A 16,750-nucleotide genomic window follows, 5' to 3' on the forward strand; every position below is an offset into this window, starting at 1 on the left:
TCAGCGTTCGATCGTGGTGTGCTTGAACTCGTTGAGCTCGGGGTGGTTCTCGAGGAGCGACAGGACGCCGTCGATCGTCGAGCGGGCCACGTCGGCATCGCCGCCGGGCCGCGTGGTGATACGGACGAAGACCGCCCGGTCACCCGAGACGAAGGTGGGCACCCCGAAGACGTGATGGTCCGCCACCGCGGCCTCGTGGGCCTTGCGGAACTCGGCACGCGGGCCCCCGCCGGCCACCGTGGCGAGCACGGCGTCGGCGTCGGCCCCGGCACCCGTCAGCACGTCGCGGACGACGGCCTCGTCGCGCACGTCGCGTCCGTGGTCGTGCCGGGTGGAGAACAGCCCGAGGTGCACGTCGAAGAACCGGTCGGGGTCGGTGTCGCGCACCACCAGGCCGGCTTCGATGGCGAGGAGGTGCGACGCCTTGTCCGGGTCGTCCCATACCGGGACGCCGCCCTCCTCCACGTGTGCCTGGGTCAGCGAGAAGGGGGTGAATTCCACGTCCCAACCCGCACCGCCGCGCAGGCCGGCCACCAGATGCTCGTGGACGTTGCGGGCGAAGGGACAGCGGTAGTCGTAGGTGACGGAGAAGACGGGCGTGCCCACCTGACGGTCAACGCCGCGGGCGCCCTGTGCATTCCAGGCGGCCCATGACGGCCCCCCCCGGGGCGAGCAGGTGGCGGCCCAGGCGTCCGAGCCCCACGCCCAGGACGGACCCGGCCACGACGTCGGTGGCGTGGTGGAGCCGGAGGTGCACCCGGCTGGCCGAGACGGCGGCCGCGGCGGCGTAGTAGGCGGCGGCAGCCGGGTCGTCCTCGGCGAGCAGCGTGGCCGCGCACCAGGCGGCGAGGGCGTGGCCCGAGGGGAAGCTGGCGGTGCGCGGGATGCGCACGGGAATGGACCGACCCGACTGTCGGTCCGGCCGCACCCGGCCCACCGCCGACTTGAGCCCGGCGTTCACCACGGGGGTCAGGACCCCGGTGAAGACCACGGCGCGCACGGCCAGGGCGCGCCGTGGGCCGGCCCGACGCCCGCGCACCACGCCGGCGAGGAACCACACGAGGCCGTGGTCACCGAGGGCCGACGCCGCGTAGGCCACGGCGTCGGCGACCCGCCGCCCGCGCCACGGCTCGAACCGCTCGTCGACGAAACGGTCGAACGACTCGACGGCGGACGACAGCACGGCCGCAGGCTACCGGCCGCATACCGCCGCCCGGCACCGTGCCGGCCGGCGCGCCGTGGCCGGGACGACGAGCGCACCGGGCCCGGCGATTCGACGACGCGCTCAGCCCGCCCGGGCCACCGGCACGGCGGCACCGTCGGCGGCCGCCGGGGCGTGCTCTGCCGCCTGCGTGGGGTCCCCGCCGTAGACCGGGCACAGCGGCCGGAAGCTGCACCAATTGCACAGGGCGGACGGGCGCGGCCGGAAGTCCTCCTGCACGCACGCCCGCGCGATGGCCGACCACACCGCCGTGGTCCGCTGGCGCGTGCCCTTGACCGCCTGCTCCGAGGGCTCGGCCTCGATGACGAGCGGCTCGCGCAGGTACATGAGCCGGATGCGGCTGGGTCGGCGCCCGAGGACCTGCTCGCAGAGCAAGGCGTAGAACTGCACGCCGCCGAGCCGCTGGTTCTCCTGGTTGACCGACGGGACGCGCCCCGTCTTGTAGTCGACGACGACCAGCTCGCCGTCGGGCGTGACGTCCAGGCGGTCGATGATGCCCCGCAGGCGCAGATCGCCCATGGCCGCCTCGAGCGTGAGCTCCACCCCCACGGCGTCCACGGCGTCGGGGTCCTCGAGCCGGAAGTACCCGTCGAGCAGCGACTGGGCGTCGGCCACGAACGCGTCACGGTCGTCCGCCGACAGGTCGAGGGCGGTGGCGTCGGGGCTCTGGGCGAGCGACTCCCAGGCCGCGGCCAGGGCGTGGCGGGCGGCGTCGGGGGTGCGCGCACCCCGGGGGTGGTCCCAGAACAGGCGCTCCAGGGCGCTGTGCACCAGCGTCCCCTTCACCATGTGGGGCGACGGCTCCTCGGGGACGCGGTCGATCGCCGAGAAGCGGAAGGCGAGCGGGCAGTCCTTGAAGGCGCTCAACTTCGAGGGGGAGAGCGAACGGGGCAGCGCCAGGGCCATCGACCGAAGGTTACGTCCGGGGTGTGCCGGCCACAGGGACCAGGGCGCCCGCCACCGAGCCCGCCACCGCGTCGGGGTCCTCGAGCGGCCCGAAGTGGCCGATGCCGGCGAGCACCACCGTCGTCGCCGCCGGCAGGCGCCCCGCATAGGCGGCCAGGAGGTCGGGCCCGAACCCGTCGGTGTCGGCGCCGCAGGCCAGGGTCACCGGACAGCGGACCAGGCCCAGCCGGGCGAAGGCGTCGTGGGAGAAGGCGTGGGCGTAGACCGCGGCCTCGTCCCCCCGGCGGCAGCGCAGCCCGATACCGCCCCCGTCGAGCGGGGCGAACCCGTTGTCGACGTAGGCGGCCAGCGCCTCGGGGTGCAGGCCGTCGAACGGGGGCTTGCCCGAGAAGTTGGCGAGGGCCTCGCCCCGCGAGCCGAATCGCGGGCGCCGGCGCAGCGCGCTGGCCGACAGCGGGTTCCGGGCGTATGTCGGCGCCAGGGGCTCGTCCCCCGGGTAGACGACGGGCTCGAAGCAGTACAGGCCGGCGAAGGTGCCGGGCCGGGCCTCCTCGGCGAGCAGGAGCGACGCCCCCCCGCAGGAATGGCCGAACCCGACGGCCCCCTCGATGCCCAGGTGGTCGACCACGGCCAGCACGTCGGCGGCGAAGCCGTGCCAGTCGAAGTCCGCACCCGGCGGGGGGCCCGAGGCCCCGTGCGCCCGCAGGTCGAGCGCCACGCAGCGGAAGTGGTCGCCGAGGCGGGCGGCCAGGGGGGCCAGGACCGGGCCGCAGAACCCGGTGGCGTGCACCAGGAGCAGGGGAGGGCCGACGCCCCCGAGCTCGTAGTAGGCCACCGCCACGCCGTCGGGCGTGGTCACGTGGCCAGCCGGGACCGCCGGCCGCAACGGGCCGTCGTCGTCGGAGAAGGGTGTCCCGGGCATCGCGGCGACGCTACCGGGTGCCCGGCCGCCGGCGACGCGGCCCCGGGGGAGTACCCGTCGCGGGACGGGGCCGACTAGAACAGGCCCGTGGAGCACTTCATCTCGCATTGGGGCTACCTGGCCGTCTTCCTCCTCACGGTGGCCGAGGCGGCCTGCATCCCGATCCCCTCCGAGCTGACGCTGGGCCTGGCCGGGGCCCTCTCGAGCGGGGCCACCCTGTCGGGTGCGGTCGACCACCACCCGCTCAACCTGGTCCTCGTGATCGTGGTCGGCGTGGCCGGCGAGCTGGTCGGCTCCTTCGTCTCGTACGGCGTGGGCCGCACCGGCGGCCGGGCCTTCGTGGACCGCTTCGGCCGCTACCTGCTGCTCACCCACCGCGACCTCGACAAGGCCGAGGCCTGGTTCGCCCGGCGCGGGGACTCCGCCGTGCTCGTCGGCCGGGTGGTGCCGGTGGTGCGGACGTTCATCTCGTTCCCGGCGGGCGTCGCCGAGATGCCCCTGCTGCCCTTCGGCGTGTTCACGGCCATCGGGGTCACCGTCTGGGTGGGCGTGCTGGCCGGGATCGGCTACTCGCTCGGCAGCAGCTACCACTCCATGGTGAAGGCCTTCGGGGACGCCTCCTACGTCGTCGCCGCCCTGGCGGCCGTCGTCTTGGTGGCGGCGCTCGTGCACCGCATCCGGGTGGTGCGCACCGAGCAGGCCCAGCGTGGTGCCCGGACCGGCGCGACGCCCCCGGGGACGGCGGGCCCGGGGGACGGCGACCGCCAGCCGGCCGACCGCGGCTGATCCCCCGACGGCGCGCCGCCGCGGGGTTGTTCGCGCATCGTCCACGTAGTGTTCGCGCCACGTTCGCCTGAGGTTCGCCAGGAATTCATCGCCCCGGTGTGGTCGGCGACGACCCTGGACAGAGGCGCAAACGGCCGGATTCGGCCTGCTCGGCGCCCTGAGACGGAGCCCGTCGCCTTGACTAGGGTCTGCGCCCGTGGGGCCGTGGCGGTACGGGCTGACGTTGTTGCCGGGGGCGTTGCGCCCCGAGGACACCCGCGACGCGGGCAGGGTCGACGAGGTGTTGCGCGCCCGTTCCGAGGGCGGCTGGGAGCTCGTGACCGCCGTCACGGCGCGCGACGGCTCGGACCTCCTGGTGTTCCGTCAGGCCGTCGACTGACCGGCGCGCCCGCCGGCGTCGGAGCGGCACCGGCGCCGAGCGACCATGCCGGGATCACGCCCCGGGGGGCTCACCCGTCGAGCAGCGCGGCGCGCAGCGCTCCGACGGCGTCGGTGACCCCGAGCGTCGCCGCCAGGTCGTCGAACGTGCCGTGCTCGTCCTGGAGCGAGTCCAAGAACCCGTCCATCGTCTCGGGAGCCACCGAGATCACCGCGGGCGCATAGCGCCCGACCTCCTCGGCGGCGTCGGCGTACTCGGCCTCGAGGCGCGCCAGCAGGGCCACCATGGCCTCGGCGCTCAGCGCGTAGTCCTCCACGATCACCGGTCGCGGCACGCCGAGGAAGCCGAGCACGAGGGCGGCGAGGACGCCGGTGCGGTCCTTGCCGGCGCTGCAGTGGAACACCGCCGGAAGGGCGCCGGGCTCGGCGAGCACGTGAACGGCACGGGTGAGCGATGCGGAGCCTTCGGTGAAGAGCTGGAGGTAGCGCGACGTCACGAAGGCGGGCTCGTCGTAGCGGCCGAGGTCCTCGACGGGCGGCAACACGTCGGTGAGCGGGAGGTGGTGGTACTCGACCTCGACGGCGTCCTCGGGGAACGTCCCGCGCTCCTCGACCTCCCCCGGGGTCCGAAGGTCGATCACCGTCGACAGGCCGAGCCCGACGAGCTGCGCGCAGTCGTCCTCGTCGAGGCGGGCGAGCCCGTCGGCGCGAAAGAGCATCCGCCAGCGGATGTGCCGACCGTCCGCGGCGGGGTAGCCGCCGAGATCGCGGAAGTTGACGCAGCCCGTCAGCGACAGTCTGCGGACGGGTGGGGCAGCGCCGTCGGCCACGAGGCGAAGGCTACCGCAGCGTCAGGACAGCACCCGGCGCCGGAAGTTGCGCAACCCGACGGCGAGGAAGAGCGCGCTGAACGCCACCAGCACCGGGTAGACGACGTACAGGTGCATGTGTGACGCGTCGGTGAACGCGGCGCGCATCCCCTCGTTCACGTAGATGAGCGGGTTGACGAGGACGATCGTCTGCATCCAGTGCCATCCGCCGATCTTCACCGGCGCCAGCCTGGTCCACTGGTAATAGGTGCCCCCCAGGAAGGTGATGGGCAGGACGACGAAGCCGAACATGAGGCCGATGTTGCGGGGCTCGAAGGAGGTCCCCAGCAGCAGCCCGAGCGATGTCATGGCGATGCAGGACAAGGGGACGATGCTGAGCACGGTCCAGACGTGCAGGTGGATGTCGGCCTCGACCCCGGCGGCGTGGACGACCGAGGCGATCGGCAGCACGATGGCGGCCGACACCAGCCCCTGCACCGCCCCGGAGAGGACCTTCGCCACCGCCACCAGCCAGATCGGGCAGGGCGCCTGCACCCGGTCCTCGATCTCGCGGGTGAAGCCGAACTCCTGGGCCATCTGCAGGGCCACGGACTGCACGCCCTGGAACATGATGGAGATGCCCACCACCCCGGGGACGAGCACGGTGGCGAACCCCGACTCGGCGGCCGCACCCCGGCCCCCGCCGATGCCCTGGCCGATCTTGGGGAAGACGAACAGGAAGACGAAGCACAGCAGGAACGGCTGGACCAGCGTGCGGATCACGAACTCGCCGAGGTTCTTCCTGAGCACGACCAGGTCGCGCAGCATGAGCGCCTGCAGTGAGACCCAACTGGCGGCGACGGCCGAGCGCGTGGGCCTGGTCTCTATGTGGAGGGCGGGCGCCGGGGTGGTCACCATCAGTCGCGCAGGTCCTTTCCGGTGAGGTTGATGAAGACCGTCTCGAGGCTCGGCTCGGCGACCGACAGGTCGACGACCTCGAGCCCGGCGTCCTCCACCACGTTGACGACCCTGGGCACGATCCGGTCCGACACCGTCACGTGGACCTCGACGCCGTTGTCGATCTGGCGCGTGCGGGTGACCCCGTCGAGGTCCCGCAGCACGGCGGAGAGCGTGTCGTAGTCCCCGGTGGCCTTGACCGTCACGATGGTGTCGGCTCCCACGGTGCGCTTCAGCTGGGCCGGGGTGTCGAGAGCGAGGATCTTGCCGTGGTCCATGATCGCCACCCGCGCGCACAGCTGGTCGGCCTCCTCCATGTAGTGCGTCGTGAGGAGGATGGTCTGGCCCTCGGCGTTGAGCGTGCGCAGCACCTCCCACAGGGCCAGGCGGCTCTGGGGGTCGAGGCCGGCGGTGGGCTCGTCGAGGAACAGCACCGCCGGCCGGTGGAGGATCGACCGCGCCACCATCAGCCGCTGTGCCATCCCGCCCGACAGGGCGTAGACGGTGGTCTTCGCCCATTTGGAGAGCTGGAATTGCTCGAGCAGCTCGTCGGCCGCCTGGCGGGACCGGCGGGCGCCGATGCCGAAGAGGCGGCCGTGGAAGTACAGGTTCTCCCACACCGACAGCTGACGGTCCAGCGTGTTCTCCTGGCTCACGATCCCGAGGATCTGCTTGGCGAGCGTCGGGTGCGCCACCACGTCGATGCCGCCCACCCAGGCCCTCCCCGACGTGGGGACGACGCGGGTGGTGAGCATGCCCGCCGTGGTGGTCTTGCCGGCGCCGTTGGGCCCGAGCAAGCCGAAGATCTCGCCGGGGGCGACGGTCAGGTCGAGCTCGTCGACGGCCCTGAAGTCGGTGCCCGCATACACCTTGGTCAGGGCCTCGGTGTGGATGACGCCGGCTTCGGCCACGGGGCCGAGGCTACCGGGTCGGTGCGCCAGGGCGGTGGTCTCGGCGCCGAACGCGGATCGGATGTCGGCCCGAGGAGGCTCGTGGACGACGGTAGGCAGTCCTCGTCGTCGTACCACCAGGAATAGCCGCCGACAGAGTAGGGCAAGGTGATGCGCAGCCCGTAGTCGTACGCCATGACGGAGCGCGCCGCGGCGGCGTCGACGGGCGTGGCGGGATTGTCCATGCCGACCTCGCCGAAGCCGAGGAGCGCGTTCGGGTACAGGGTGTGCAGCTGCGCGAAGTACGCCGTCCATGCCGCCACGCCGGGCGGATGCCCTGGCAGTTGTCCTCGTGGTACGACAGCAGGACGTAGGAGAGGCCGGCCCGCACCGTCGGGGACACGAATCGGCGCGTCCGGTGCTCGACAGGGGCGGTCAGATCACGATGATGAGCTGAACGGCGACCACCACCCACGAGATCGCCACGAGCGGGGCCACCCACCGGGCCCGCCGGCTCGATGCCAGGAGCACGAGGCAGCTGAGCACGTAGAGGTCGTCGAGGCCGCGGAACCCGACGTCACCGAGCCAGATGCCCGGTGACAGGCAGACGGTCATCACCCCGTAGGCCGCCCAGGCGATCCGCTCGTGGGCGGGCGCGACGCTGCTGCGCACGCGGCGCGCCGCCGAGGCCACCACGACGCCCAGGACCACGATCTCCGCGAACCACAGCTCCGAGGCGTGGCTCGGGAAGAGGGACGCGTAGTGGTGGACGCCCCGCACCACACCGGCGAACGGCAGCCCGACGTTGTGCCGGCTCGACGCCGTGAGCGGCAGTTGCCCGACGGCCGAGCCGGCGACGGCCTGCCACACCACGAAGGCCGTCAGCGGCACGCCCCACGTCATGGCGCGCACGCGCGGCCGCCCGGTGTCCTCCCGCCCGCGTCGTCGGCTCCACCACTGGGCGAGCTGCACCACGGCGAGGCACGCCACGACGACGAGGGCGGTCTCGCGGGCGAGCACGGCACCGGCCAGGGCGACGGCGGCCACCACCGGTCGCCCCCGCCGCACGGCCAGCAGGCCACCCACCAGCAGCGCCGCCTCGGTGATCTCGGTGAGGTCGCGCGACAGCGTCCAGACGAAGCCGAAGTAGCCGGGGATCAACAGTCCCCACAGGGCGCGCCGACCTCCGTCGCGGGCGAGCATCCCCCCCAGCCACCCGAGCACACCGAGGCCGACCACGTTCACGGTCGCGAGCGACCACGGCACGAGGCCCGCCCGCCCGCCGGCCAGGGCCCAGCCCAGGGCCGGGTAGGTGATCCGCTCGACGCGCGCCGGGGAGTCCAGATGGATGCCGAAGGCGTGCGGGGCGAGGTCGAGGGGCCCCAGGGCGAGGCGGTAGTAGAACTGCCCGTCGTACCCGTTCCCGGCGATCACGGGTACCCGCAGGTGCGTGCCGGCGAACCGGCTCCCGGCCACGACGAATGTGCCGATGTCGCCGTGGCCCACCACCGCGATGCGCAGCGCCGCTACCACCACCGCCGCCGCCACGGCGATCAGGCCCACGACACGCGGGTCGTCGACGAGGTCGCGCCACGGCCTCGTCCACCGTCGGGCCCCTGGCGTCGGGCCCCCCGGATGATCGGGCGTCGTCGTCGGCATCCGAGCCGTTCTCTCCAGGACGGTCACAGCGAGGGCCGTGGGGCCCGCCAGCTCCGCCGCCCGCCGGTTGGCGGTGGCGGCATCGTGCGACCTCGACCTGTGAGAAGGATGTGGATGCACCTCACGACCGTGCCCCCCGGGGAAGCACCGGCGCCCCATCCTGGCAGCCCGGCCCGCCGCCGTGGGGGAGTGTGGCCGGGTGGACGGGCCCGAGGAGCGTGGTGGGCGAGGGTCGTCAGACGCCCGTCATCCCCGGATGTGGGCCGGGGGCGCCGGGCCCCCACGCGGGAGGAGCACCCGCCTACGGGCGCAGCGCGTCGTCCCGCCGGGGGGCGGCGGCGCCGGTCGGCAGGGCGTCACCGGTCTCGAGGAGGGTCTTCAGGCTGGACCGGACCTGGGGCCAGCCGTGGCTGACCATGTTCATGACGGCGCCCCCGGGCTCGAACCCGTCGTCCGGTGCTCGGTGTAGGGGTCGGACAGCCACCGCTCGTCGAGGTCGCCGGCGCTGAAATCCCGGCCGACGAGGGCGTCGTGCGCCGGTGGGCCCGTCTTCTTGCGAAGCCCGACGTGCAGTCCCTGTCGCAGAAGTCAGCGGGCCACGACGGCCGGCTTGCTGAAGGCCGATTCAGCGTTGTTCAGCTGCCGTTCAGCGGACCACCTGCACGATGACCATGCATCATCAAACCCAGCAAGGAGTTGCACATCACGATGAACCTCACACGGAAGCTAGCCATCGGAGTGGGCGGCATGCTCGGCGTCGTGGGCGTGGCGGGCGGAGTCGCATTCGCCCAGTCCTCGCCCTCGTCGGCAGCGTCCACCCCCGCGACGCATGCGCCGGACCTGACCCAGCCGACCGCCTCGGGCGCGGCCACCGAAACGCAGGGAACGGGGGCGGAGACGCCGGGAGTCGAGGAGCCAGGTGACGCCGGCCTCCCCGGCGGCGGACACGCTGACACGGCCGGCCAAAACGTGGACCACCAGTTCGAGGGCGTCGAGTAAAGCCCCTCGTCCTCGGGCCGGAGGAGGGACGCCTACGGGCGTCCCTCCTCCATTTCGTGGGCATGCCCGCCCCCCGCACAGCCCCCTGCCGACGTTCAGCCGACGTTCAGCCGACGTTCAGCCGACGTTCAGCTCGCAGGGGGCACGATGGAGTCCGAGGAAGAGGACGTCCGGTGCGGGTGCTCATTGTCGAAGACGAGACAAAGATCGCGGCGGCGGTGCGCCGCGGCCTGGAAGCCGAGGGCTTCACCGTCGAGGTTGCCCTCACGGGGACCGACGGGCTGTGGATGGCGACGGAGAACTCCTACGACGCCATCGTGCTCGACATCTTGTTGCCGGGGATAAACGGGTACGAGGTGTGCAGGAATATCAGGGAAGCGGGTGACTGGACACCGATCCTGATGCTCACCGCCAAGAGCGGCGACTATGACCAGGCAGAGGCGCTCGACACCGGCGCGGACGACTACCTGACCAAGCCGTTCTCCTTCGTGGTGCTCCTAGCCCGCCTCCGCGCCCTGCTTCGCCGGCGTGGGCACTCGGAACCGGTGGTGTACGCGGCGGGCGACGTCAGGCTCGATCCGGTCACCCACCGCTGTGCGCGCGGGGAGGTCGAAGTGGCGCTCACGGCGCGAGAGTTCTCCGTGCTGGAATTCCTGATGCGACGGGCCGGCGAGATCGTCACGAAGGCGGAGATTCTCGACAACGTGTGGGACTTCGCATTCGATGGCGACCCCAACATCGTCGAAGTCTATATCCGCCACTTGCGTAGAAAGCTCGAGGAGCCGTTCGATCGTGGCCTCATCCAGACGATTCGCGGCGCGGGCTACCGACTCGACCGCAACGGAGGTTGAGCGGGGTGCGCGGATTCGCGTCCGTTCGGGTCCGTATAACCCTGGCTGCGGTCATCGTCGTGGCGCTTGCCCTCGCGGCTGGTGGGGCCTGGGTGGTCAACGCTCACCGCGTCTCGCTGATCGACAACATCGAGACGGCGGCACGACTGCGGGCTCGTGACGTCGCCACGACTGTTGCCGACGGAACCCCGACTTCCCCACTGGCCGTGACGCCGGGCGACGAAAGCGCGGTCCAGGTGGTTGATGTGCGCGGGAATGTGATCGCCGCATCATCGAATATCGAAGGTCAGCCGCGCATCAGCACGCTGCAACCCGGTCCTTCGGGCTTCGCCTCCCGCATGGTCGCCCGTCTGCCCGTCGGGGATTCCTCGTTCCTCGTCGTGGCGCTCCGGGTAGCCACACCGAGCGGCACCTACATCGTGTACGTGGCGGGGAGCCTCAATATCGTGGGCGCCAGCACGAACAGTCTCGCCCGGCTCCTGCTCATTGGGCTGCCGGTCCTGCTGCTATTCGTGGCCGGGACGACCTGGGTGGTGAGCGGCAGGGCGCTCCGGCCGGTGGAAGCGATCCGCCAACAGGTCGAGGTCATCGGGGCCGAAGACCTCCACCAACGTGTCCCGGAGCCGAACAGGGTCGATGAGATTGGTCGTCTGGCGCGCACTATGAACGCCATGCTCGGTCGGCTCGACGATGCGAACGAGCGCCAACGTCGATTCATCGCCGACGCGAGCCACGAGATCCGCAGCCCGCTGACGGGCATACGAGCCCGGCTCGAAGTCGATCTGGCGCATCCTAGCGGTGCTGACTGGCAGGCAACCGAGCAAGATGTGCTGGACGACGCGATCCGGCTGCAGCATCTGGTGGATGACCTGCTCGTCCTCGCCGCGTCGGACGCCTCGTCGTCAGGCGTATCTGCCCGCGAGCCGATCGACCTCGATGAGATCGTGATGACCGAAGCGCGGAGGCTACGCAGCCGCTCATCTCATCGTATCGACACCGCCGGTGTCTCGGGCGCGCAGTTCCTCGGCGATGCCGACGCGTTAACTCGAGCGGTACGGAACCTCCTCGACAATGCCGCGCGGCACGCACAGTCAAAAGTGACCATAACCCTGACCGAGTCCGACACAACGGTTACGCTCATCGTCGCCGATGACGGTCCCGGGATCCCGCCTGATCAACGCCTGCGGATCTTTGAACGGTTTGCTCGCCTTGACGACGGTCGGGCCCGCGATCTCGGTGGCACTGGGCTTGGCCTGGCTATTACCCACGACGTCGTGGTGTCACACGGCGGTCGGATCGACGTCGACAACGCGCCCGGAGCACGTTTCACGGTTTCCTTCCCACTTGCCGTTTGAGCGGTGTGCCACCGAAGTCCTTCGCCAGTATCGGCGCCATGGTGGAGCACCGACCTGCCGGGCCACAGGGAGCCCGTACCGGTGCCCCGACCGGATAGCCCTCGGGGTCGACGCCTCAGCGGGAATTGCTGTCGAGCGCCACGCGCCGGAGTTGGCGGATCGCACCGTCAAGCCTTGTCCTGGCTTGGGCCAGTTCGTCGCCGACGGAGCCTGGGAGTCCCTCGCTGTTCGCACGGATCAGCAATCCAGCTCGATGGATATGGAAGACCACCGCGTCGAGTGGACCGATCATGGCTTGTGGACCTGGTGGATGCATGACCTCGCTGCCTTCGACCACTGGTAGCCGCTCCGTGGAGGCATCCGAATCGTGACGGGCACGGACGGGAGGTGCGTGACTCGCGGCGTCCTCCGATAGTGCCTCAACGTCCGATCCGCCAGGGACCGATCGGTCACCGAGTGTCGGGAACCCTCGGCGAGGGCTGCTCATGGTGCCATCTCGAGCCGGCCGGCATCCCCCCACTCGTCGAGAGTGACGAGTGCACAATGGATGGCACGACTGGCTACGTCGAATTGGACGAATCGCTGACCGGACAGAGCATCGGTTGATGCCTCGGACGCTCGATCGAGGGAGGCCAGCGCCCGTATGAGGTGGGTCGAGACGAGTGCCAGGGAATCTTCGGCTCGGCACCCATCCATTGGTCGCTCCTGCGTTTTGGGGCTCGCTCCACGCTCTTGGTTTGCCATGCACCGAGTGAACGCCACCGATGTGCAGGGACTCCTGGAGACGACGTGAAGAAGGGATGGAGATTCCTATGCAGTGGGCGTCAGATGCGTGGCGGCTTCACCACAGGGAGGTGCATCCGGTGATCGAGCTGTCATGGCCGTCGCGGCCCAGGAGCTTGATGCCGGCGCCTCGGGATCCGACGGACGACTGCCGCGCCCGGCACCGGCATCCCATCGGAGCCGGTGCCGGGCGGGTGCATGGCTGCCCCGGCGAAACGAGACCGCCATCGGGGTGTCCCCCCTCCTCGTAGATGCTGAGCACGGTGGGGGAGGTGGCGAGGAGCTCGATCCCGCCGCACGCCACGAGGGCGGCCAGAAGCTCGAGCAGCAGCGCCGGTCCGTGCATCTGGACCTGCTCGCCCAGCACGGTGGCGCCCATGAAGACCGCGACGACAGGTTCGAGCACTCCCACCAGCGGAAGGGAGTACGCGAGGGGCCCCGCCTGGTACGCGCTCTGCGACAAGACGAGGGCGAGGATCCCCAGCGCGACCACGCCGTAGAGCTGCCAGCTCGTGAAGGCCCGGCCCACGCTTTCACCCAGCAGGTGCGTCGTGGCCTTGGTGAGCACGGCAAGGACACCGAAGGCCATTCCCGCAGCGGCGCCGAGGAGCATTGCCCGCTTCGGACCGCTCGCCTTGGCGCCGAGGCCGGAGGCCAGCACGATGGCGGCTCCGGCCGGCAGCAGAGCCAGGAGCCATGCGAATCGACCCGGGTCGGGGTTCCCGCTCTGGGGCGATGCCACCAGGAGGAAGGTGGCGATTCCGACCAGGACGCAGCCGATCCCGGTCCACTCGCGACGCCCGGCGGGGCGACGGCGTCGCCAGATGGCGAGCGGGATGGCGAAGGCAAGCTCGGTGATGACGATGGGCTGGACGAGCGCGACCGGCCCATAGGCCAACGCCACGAGTTGGAGGCCGTATCCGGCGACGAGCAACCCCACGCCCGCCACCCACTTCGGTCTCCGCAGCAATTCGGTGAGGAGTCTCAACGTGAGCGTCTTGTCCACGGGCATCGACTGTGCGGCCTCCTGCTGAAGGATGGCCGCCAGGGCGAAGCTCATCGCCGCGCCCAGGGCTGCCACCACGGAGGCCCCGACCGTCATCGCCGTCCCTGATCGCTGCGCCGGACGCAAGGCATCACAGCGCACTCTCCCCGAGCTGGCGCCGCCAGCCGACGACGCGACGGGCGAGCTCGATGGCGATGCTCACGACGAGCGCCAGGCCGAGGGCGAGGAGAAAGCCCGCCCAGGGCTTGCCGGCGAAGGCCTTGCCACCGAGCCGGCCGATGAAGAAGGCGTATGTCGCCCAGATCACCCCGGCGGTGGCTGTGGCGGGGACGAACTGCCGTCGCGGGTAGCCGATCGCGCCGCAGGTGAACGTCACGGCGGTGCGGCCGCCGGGGACAAAGCGGCAGACGATGATGAGGCGGGCGCCGAAGCGCTCGAGCGTGCGCTCGGCCCATGCCCTGCGTTCGGCGCCACGGGCACTCGAGAAGAACGTCCGGTTGGCCCACGGGCCGTAGTGCCGCCCGATCAGATAACACAGATTGTCTCCGAGAAACGCTCCGCCTGCGGCGAGGGCGACCAGGACGGCGATTCGCGGATCGATGCTCCCGGCGGTGGCGACACCCAATGCCACGATGGCCGTCTCGCTCGGGAGGACGGGGAAGACGGCGTCGAGGGTGGGGACCAGGAAGGCCACGAGGTACGACAGGGCCGCGTCGACCTGGAGGTCCGAGAGAAGGCCGACCGTCATCACGTCCTGGATGCTCCCGCCGGCACCACCGCCTTGCGCGGTTCGTGCCAGACGCTGATGGCGATCGAGATGCCGATGATCACCACGATGGCGATCAGGCTGGCGAGGATCGGGATGACCACCAACCAGGCCAGCAACATCTTGAGTCCGACGAAGATGAGAAGCGCAGCCACCCCGTACTTGATGTAGGCGAATCGGTGGAGCGCGCCGGCCAGCACGAAATACAGCGCACGAAGACCCAGAACGGCGAAGGCATTCGCAGTGAAGACGACGAAGACGTCTCTCGTGACTCCGAAGATCGCGGGGATGGAGTCCATGGCGAAGACCAGATCGGTGACCTCAATGGCAATCAGCGCCACGAGCAGTGGTGTCGCCATCAGTCTGCCGTCGTGCCGACCGAAGAACCGTGCGCCGACGTACGTGGGAGTCACAGGGAGAACACGGCGGAGACCCTTGATGACGAAATTGCGCTCCGGATCGACAAGAGCGGTGTCACGCACCATGCGTCCTGCCGAGAGGAGCAAGAGGGCGCCCAGGACGTAGAGGGCCCAGCTGAAGTGGTCGAGGAGTGAGGCACCGGCGGTGATGAAGACGCCTCGAAGCACGAGCGCGCCGAAGACTCCGTAGAAGAGGACTCGGCGTTGATGGGTCGGTGACACGCCAAAGGAGCCAAAGAGGAGAGCGAAGACGAAGATGTTGTCGATGCTCAGCGACTTCTCGATGAGGTAGCCGGCAAAGTACTCCGATGCACTGTCCCAACCCCGGGTCGCTCCCAGTACCAGTCCGAACAGGACACCGACGCCGATCCAGCCGGCGCTGACGGCGATCGCATACCGGAGGCTGATCTGGCGGACGCCGCGGTGCACGGCGAAATCGACGGCGAGGAGAGCGGCGATCAACGCACCGGCCGCAAACCAGCACCACAGGGGAACACTCACGGGGTCAGCCGATGTCGGAGCAGCGCGGTGGTCGTGGCGCTGCCCCGCTCGGGAGCGGATGCGGCGCCCCCGCGGTGCCCTGGTCGATGGCGAACGTCGTCGGGCCGAGCGATGCGGTCATGGATTCTCGAGCCCGACCCGCCGTTGCCCCTGGGGCCCCGCGACTGCGTGCGGGGGAATCGGGGCCCCAGGGTTCCGGAAGGGCCCGCTCGAGTGCATCGGGCTGACCAACCGGACATCGGCGGGGGGGAAGGTCTCGGGGAGGATGGCGCCGTCGCCCGTTCGGCGTACGCGAAAGCCAAAGGGGAGAACATCGGTGATCTCGAAGCCCGGGACCCACAAGTCCACCTCGAATCGGGTGCGCACCTCCACGGACGTACCGACGATTGTCGCGAATCCCTGCTCGTTGTCGGCATCCCGACGGCCCATGTCATTCTCCGATGATCATCACGGCGCCTGCGCAGCGGCCGCTCGTTTCGTGTCCCTGCCAGCCCACCATGCTCCGGTCGAGGGGGCGTGTAGGTGATGTGGAGGCTCCATGGACATTGCCGAGGACCGGCCCGCGTGGACTCCACACCAACTCCACGGGAGCGCCATGGCGCCCTCACCTCGACGCGGTCGAATGCGGGGCACCAACCAGGGAGAGTCGGGAACGTGATTCGCAACACGGTGAAGACCGCATTCTTGCTCGGCGCCATCGGCGGCCTCCTGGTCATCTGCGGCGGGCTCGTCGCAGGACGTGCGGGGACCCTGCTCGGCCTGGGATTCGGGCTTGTCGTCGTAAGCGGCTCCTGGTGGTTCTCGGACCGGCTGGCCATCCGCGTCGCCCGGGCGCGCCGCCTGGGTCCCGACGAGGCGCCCGGCCTTCAGGCGATGGTGGTGGAGCTCGCCCGACGGGCGGAACTTCGCGCACCGCGGATGTACCTGTCGTCGTGCCCGCAGCCCAACGCTTTCGCCACCGGGCGCAGCCCCAAGCACGCAGTGGTGGTCGTGACCGAGGGTCTGCTGGCCTTGCTCGAGCCGGCCGAGGTCCGGTCGGTGATCGCCCACGAGCTCGCCCACATCCGCCATCGCGACACGCTGCTCACCTCGGTGGCCGCCGCGCTGGCGACCGGCGTCTCGGCGCTCGCCAACCTGGCTTTGTTCTCGTCATTGCTGGGTGGGCGCAGCCGCGACGACGGCCCAGGGCCGTTCGGCGCCCTGCTCGCAGCGCTGGTGGCGCCCGTCGCAGCGGGACTCCTGCACCTCGCCCTGTCACGCAGTCGCGAGTTCGACGCCGACCGTACCGGGGCCGACATCGCCGGTGGTGGCGAGACGCTGGCCCGGGCCCTCGAGCGCATCAACGGATACGCCCACGTCGTGCCCATGGCCCTGGCGCCCGCGCAGGCCTCGGCGTGGGTGGTGAACCCGCTCGGGCCCGGCGTGGCCTTCGCCCGGCTCTTCTCGACGCACCCGCCGGTGGCCGAGCGCGTGGCCCGCCTCCGCGCACGCGCGGCACACCCGGCCGCCGGTCACGGCCTTCTTGACCGATAATGGCGGCA

Annotated in this window: 18 protein-coding genes; 5 read left to right on the forward strand and 13 right to left on the reverse strand. The window is 70.8% G+C overall.

The genetic code is table 11. The annotated features are described in order from the left end of the window. The 4 genes from VMV22_00425 to VMV22_00440 form a co-directional block, all read right to left on the reverse strand. Window positions 1-606, reverse strand: coding sequence for a DsbA family protein (locus tag VMV22_00425; protein ID HUY20782.1), 606 nt, complete (start codon window positions 604-606; stop codon window positions 1-3). A gap of 7 nt (window positions 607-613) precedes the next feature. Then, complete coding sequence (locus VMV22_00430; GenBank protein HUY20783.1) at window positions 614-1,183, reverse strand: phosphatase PAP2 family protein; 570 nt, start codon at window positions 1,181-1,183, stop codon at window positions 614-616. 102 nt (window positions 1,184-1,285) lie between these two features. After that, window positions 1,286-2,128 carry a PD-(D/E)XK nuclease family protein gene (locus VMV22_00435; protein HUY20784.1) on the reverse strand — a complete coding sequence of 281 codons (843 nt, stop codon included), beginning with the start codon at window positions 2,126-2,128 and terminating at the stop codon, window positions 1,286-1,288. A 10-nt stretch (window positions 2,129-2,138) separates the two neighbouring features. Then, window positions 2,139-3,050 carry an alpha/beta hydrolase gene (locus VMV22_00440; GenBank protein ID HUY20785.1) on the reverse strand — a complete coding sequence of 304 codons (912 nt, stop codon included), beginning with the start codon at window positions 3,048-3,050 and terminating at the stop codon, window positions 2,139-2,141. Window positions 3,051-3,137: 87 nt separating this feature from the next. Between VMV22_00440 and VMV22_00445 the strand changes: the two genes are divergently transcribed. Together VMV22_00445 and VMV22_00450 are read left to right on the forward strand one after the other, a co-directional pair. Beyond that, a complete protein-coding gene (locus tag VMV22_00445) occupies window positions 3,138-3,836 on the forward strand; it encodes a DedA family protein (GenBank protein ID HUY20786.1) in 699 nt (232 codons plus the stop codon). Between the two features lie 196 nt (window positions 3,837-4,032). Then, window positions 4,033-4,215, forward strand: coding sequence for a hypothetical protein (locus VMV22_00450; protein ID HUY20787.1), 183 nt, complete (start codon window positions 4,033-4,035; stop codon window positions 4,213-4,215). Window positions 4,216-4,285: 70 nt separating this feature from the next. Here the strand turns inward: VMV22_00450 and VMV22_00455 are convergent, their stop codons facing one another. The 6 genes from VMV22_00455 to VMV22_00480 all read right to left on the reverse strand — a co-directional run bounded on the left by VMV22_00455 (window position 4,286) and on the right by VMV22_00480 (window position 8,953). Next, a complete protein-coding gene (locus tag VMV22_00455; GenBank protein ID HUY20788.1) occupies window positions 4,286-5,044 on the reverse strand; it encodes a tyrosine-protein phosphatase in 759 nt (252 codons plus the stop codon). A 21-nt stretch (window positions 5,045-5,065) separates the two neighbouring features. Beyond that, window positions 5,066-5,941 (reverse strand): ABC transporter permease, encoded by an 876-nt coding sequence (locus tag VMV22_00460; protein HUY20789.1) that lies wholly within the window; start codon window positions 5,939-5,941, stop codon window positions 5,066-5,068. Continuing rightward, window positions 5,941-6,891, reverse strand: coding sequence for an ATP-binding cassette domain-containing protein (locus VMV22_00465; GenBank protein ID HUY20790.1), 951 nt, complete (start codon window positions 6,889-6,891; stop codon window positions 5,941-5,943). Before VMV22_00465 ends, VMV22_00460 begins: the two co-directional genes overlap by 1 nt. Beyond that, the gene (locus VMV22_00470) at window positions 6,855-7,193 is read right to left on the reverse strand and encodes a hypothetical protein (protein ID HUY20791.1); all 339 of its coding nucleotides are present in this window, start codon (window positions 7,191-7,193) and stop codon (window positions 6,855-6,857) included. Before VMV22_00470 ends, VMV22_00465 begins: the two co-directional genes overlap by 37 nt. A 112-nt stretch (window positions 7,194-7,305) precedes the next feature. Next, window positions 7,306-8,529, reverse strand: coding sequence for a hypothetical protein (locus VMV22_00475; protein ID HUY20792.1), 1,224 nt, complete (start codon window positions 8,527-8,529; stop codon window positions 7,306-7,308). Between the two features lie 301 nt (window positions 8,530-8,830). Next, a complete protein-coding gene (locus tag VMV22_00480) occupies window positions 8,831-8,953 on the reverse strand; it encodes a hypothetical protein (GenBank protein ID HUY20793.1) in 123 nt (40 codons plus the stop codon). A 748-nt stretch (window positions 8,954-9,701) separates the two neighbouring features. Between VMV22_00480 and VMV22_00485 the strand changes: the two genes are divergently transcribed. Continuing rightward, window positions 9,702-10,379 carry a response regulator transcription factor gene (locus VMV22_00485; GenBank protein HUY20794.1) on the forward strand — a complete coding sequence of 226 codons (678 nt, stop codon included), beginning with the start codon at window positions 9,702-9,704 and terminating at the stop codon, window positions 10,377-10,379. A gap of 5 nt (window positions 10,380-10,384) precedes the next feature. Next, window positions 10,385-11,734 (forward strand): HAMP domain-containing sensor histidine kinase, encoded by a 1,350-nt coding sequence (locus VMV22_00490; GenBank protein ID HUY20795.1) that lies wholly within the window; start codon window positions 10,385-10,387, stop codon window positions 11,732-11,734. A gap of 841 nt (window positions 11,735-12,575) precedes the next feature. Here VMV22_00490 and VMV22_00495 read toward each other — a convergent pair. From VMV22_00495 to VMV22_00505, 3 genes are read right to left on the reverse strand one after another with little or no spacing between them, the layout of a single operon-like run. Further along, a complete protein-coding gene (locus VMV22_00495) occupies window positions 12,576-13,619 on the reverse strand; it encodes a DMT family transporter (protein HUY20796.1) in 1,044 nt (347 codons plus the stop codon). A gap of 34 nt (window positions 13,620-13,653) precedes the next feature. Then, window positions 13,654-14,271: a DedA family protein gene (locus tag VMV22_00500; protein HUY20797.1), complete on the reverse strand. Its 618-nt coding sequence runs from the start codon at window positions 14,269-14,271 to the stop codon at window positions 13,654-13,656. After that, window positions 14,271-15,209: a TerC/Alx family metal homeostasis membrane protein gene (locus tag VMV22_00505; protein ID HUY20798.1), complete on the reverse strand. Its 939-nt coding sequence runs from the start codon at window positions 15,207-15,209 to the stop codon at window positions 14,271-14,273. The genes VMV22_00500 and VMV22_00505 overlap by 1 nt, the downstream gene beginning before the upstream one ends. Before the next feature lie 654 nt (window positions 15,210-15,863). Between VMV22_00505 and VMV22_00510 the strand changes: the two genes are divergently transcribed. After that, window positions 15,864-16,742: a M48 family metalloprotease gene (locus tag VMV22_00510; protein HUY20799.1), complete on the forward strand. Its 879-nt coding sequence runs from the start codon at window positions 15,864-15,866 to the stop codon at window positions 16,740-16,742. Window positions 16,743-16,750 lie beyond the last annotated feature (8 nt).

This window comes from Acidimicrobiales bacterium (assembly GCA_035531755.1).
GTDB lineage: Bacteria > Actinomycetota > Acidimicrobiia > Acidimicrobiales > UBA8190 > DATKSK01.

Bases quoted from the DNA above. Each gene is read 5' to 3' on its own strand.
- VMV22_00435 (HUY20784.1), bottom strand. From the start codon at position 2,128: ATGGCCCTGGCGCTGCCCCGTTCGCTCTCCCCCTCGAAGTTGAGCGCC.
- VMV22_00440 (HUY20785.1), bottom strand. From the start codon at position 3,050: ATGCCCGGGACACCCTTCTCCGACGACGACGGCCCGTTGCGGCCGGCG.
- VMV22_00460 (HUY20789.1), bottom strand. From the start codon at position 5,941: ATGGTGACCACCCCGGCGCCCGCCCTCCACATAGAGACCAGGCCCACG.
- VMV22_00475 (HUY20792.1), bottom strand. From the start codon at position 8,529: ATGCCGACGACGACGCCCGATCATCCGGGGGGCCCGACGCCAGGGGCC.
- VMV22_00480 (HUY20793.1), bottom strand. From the start codon at position 8,953: ATGAACATGGTCAGCCACGGCTGGCCCCAGGTCCGGTCCAGCCTGAAG.
- VMV22_00495 (HUY20796.1), bottom strand. From the start codon at position 13,619: ATGACGGTCGGGGCCTCCGTGGTGGCAGCCCTGGGCGCGGCGATGAGC.
- VMV22_00500 (HUY20797.1), bottom strand. From the start codon at position 14,271: ATGACGGTCGGCCTTCTCTCGGACCTCCAGGTCGACGCGGCCCTGTCG.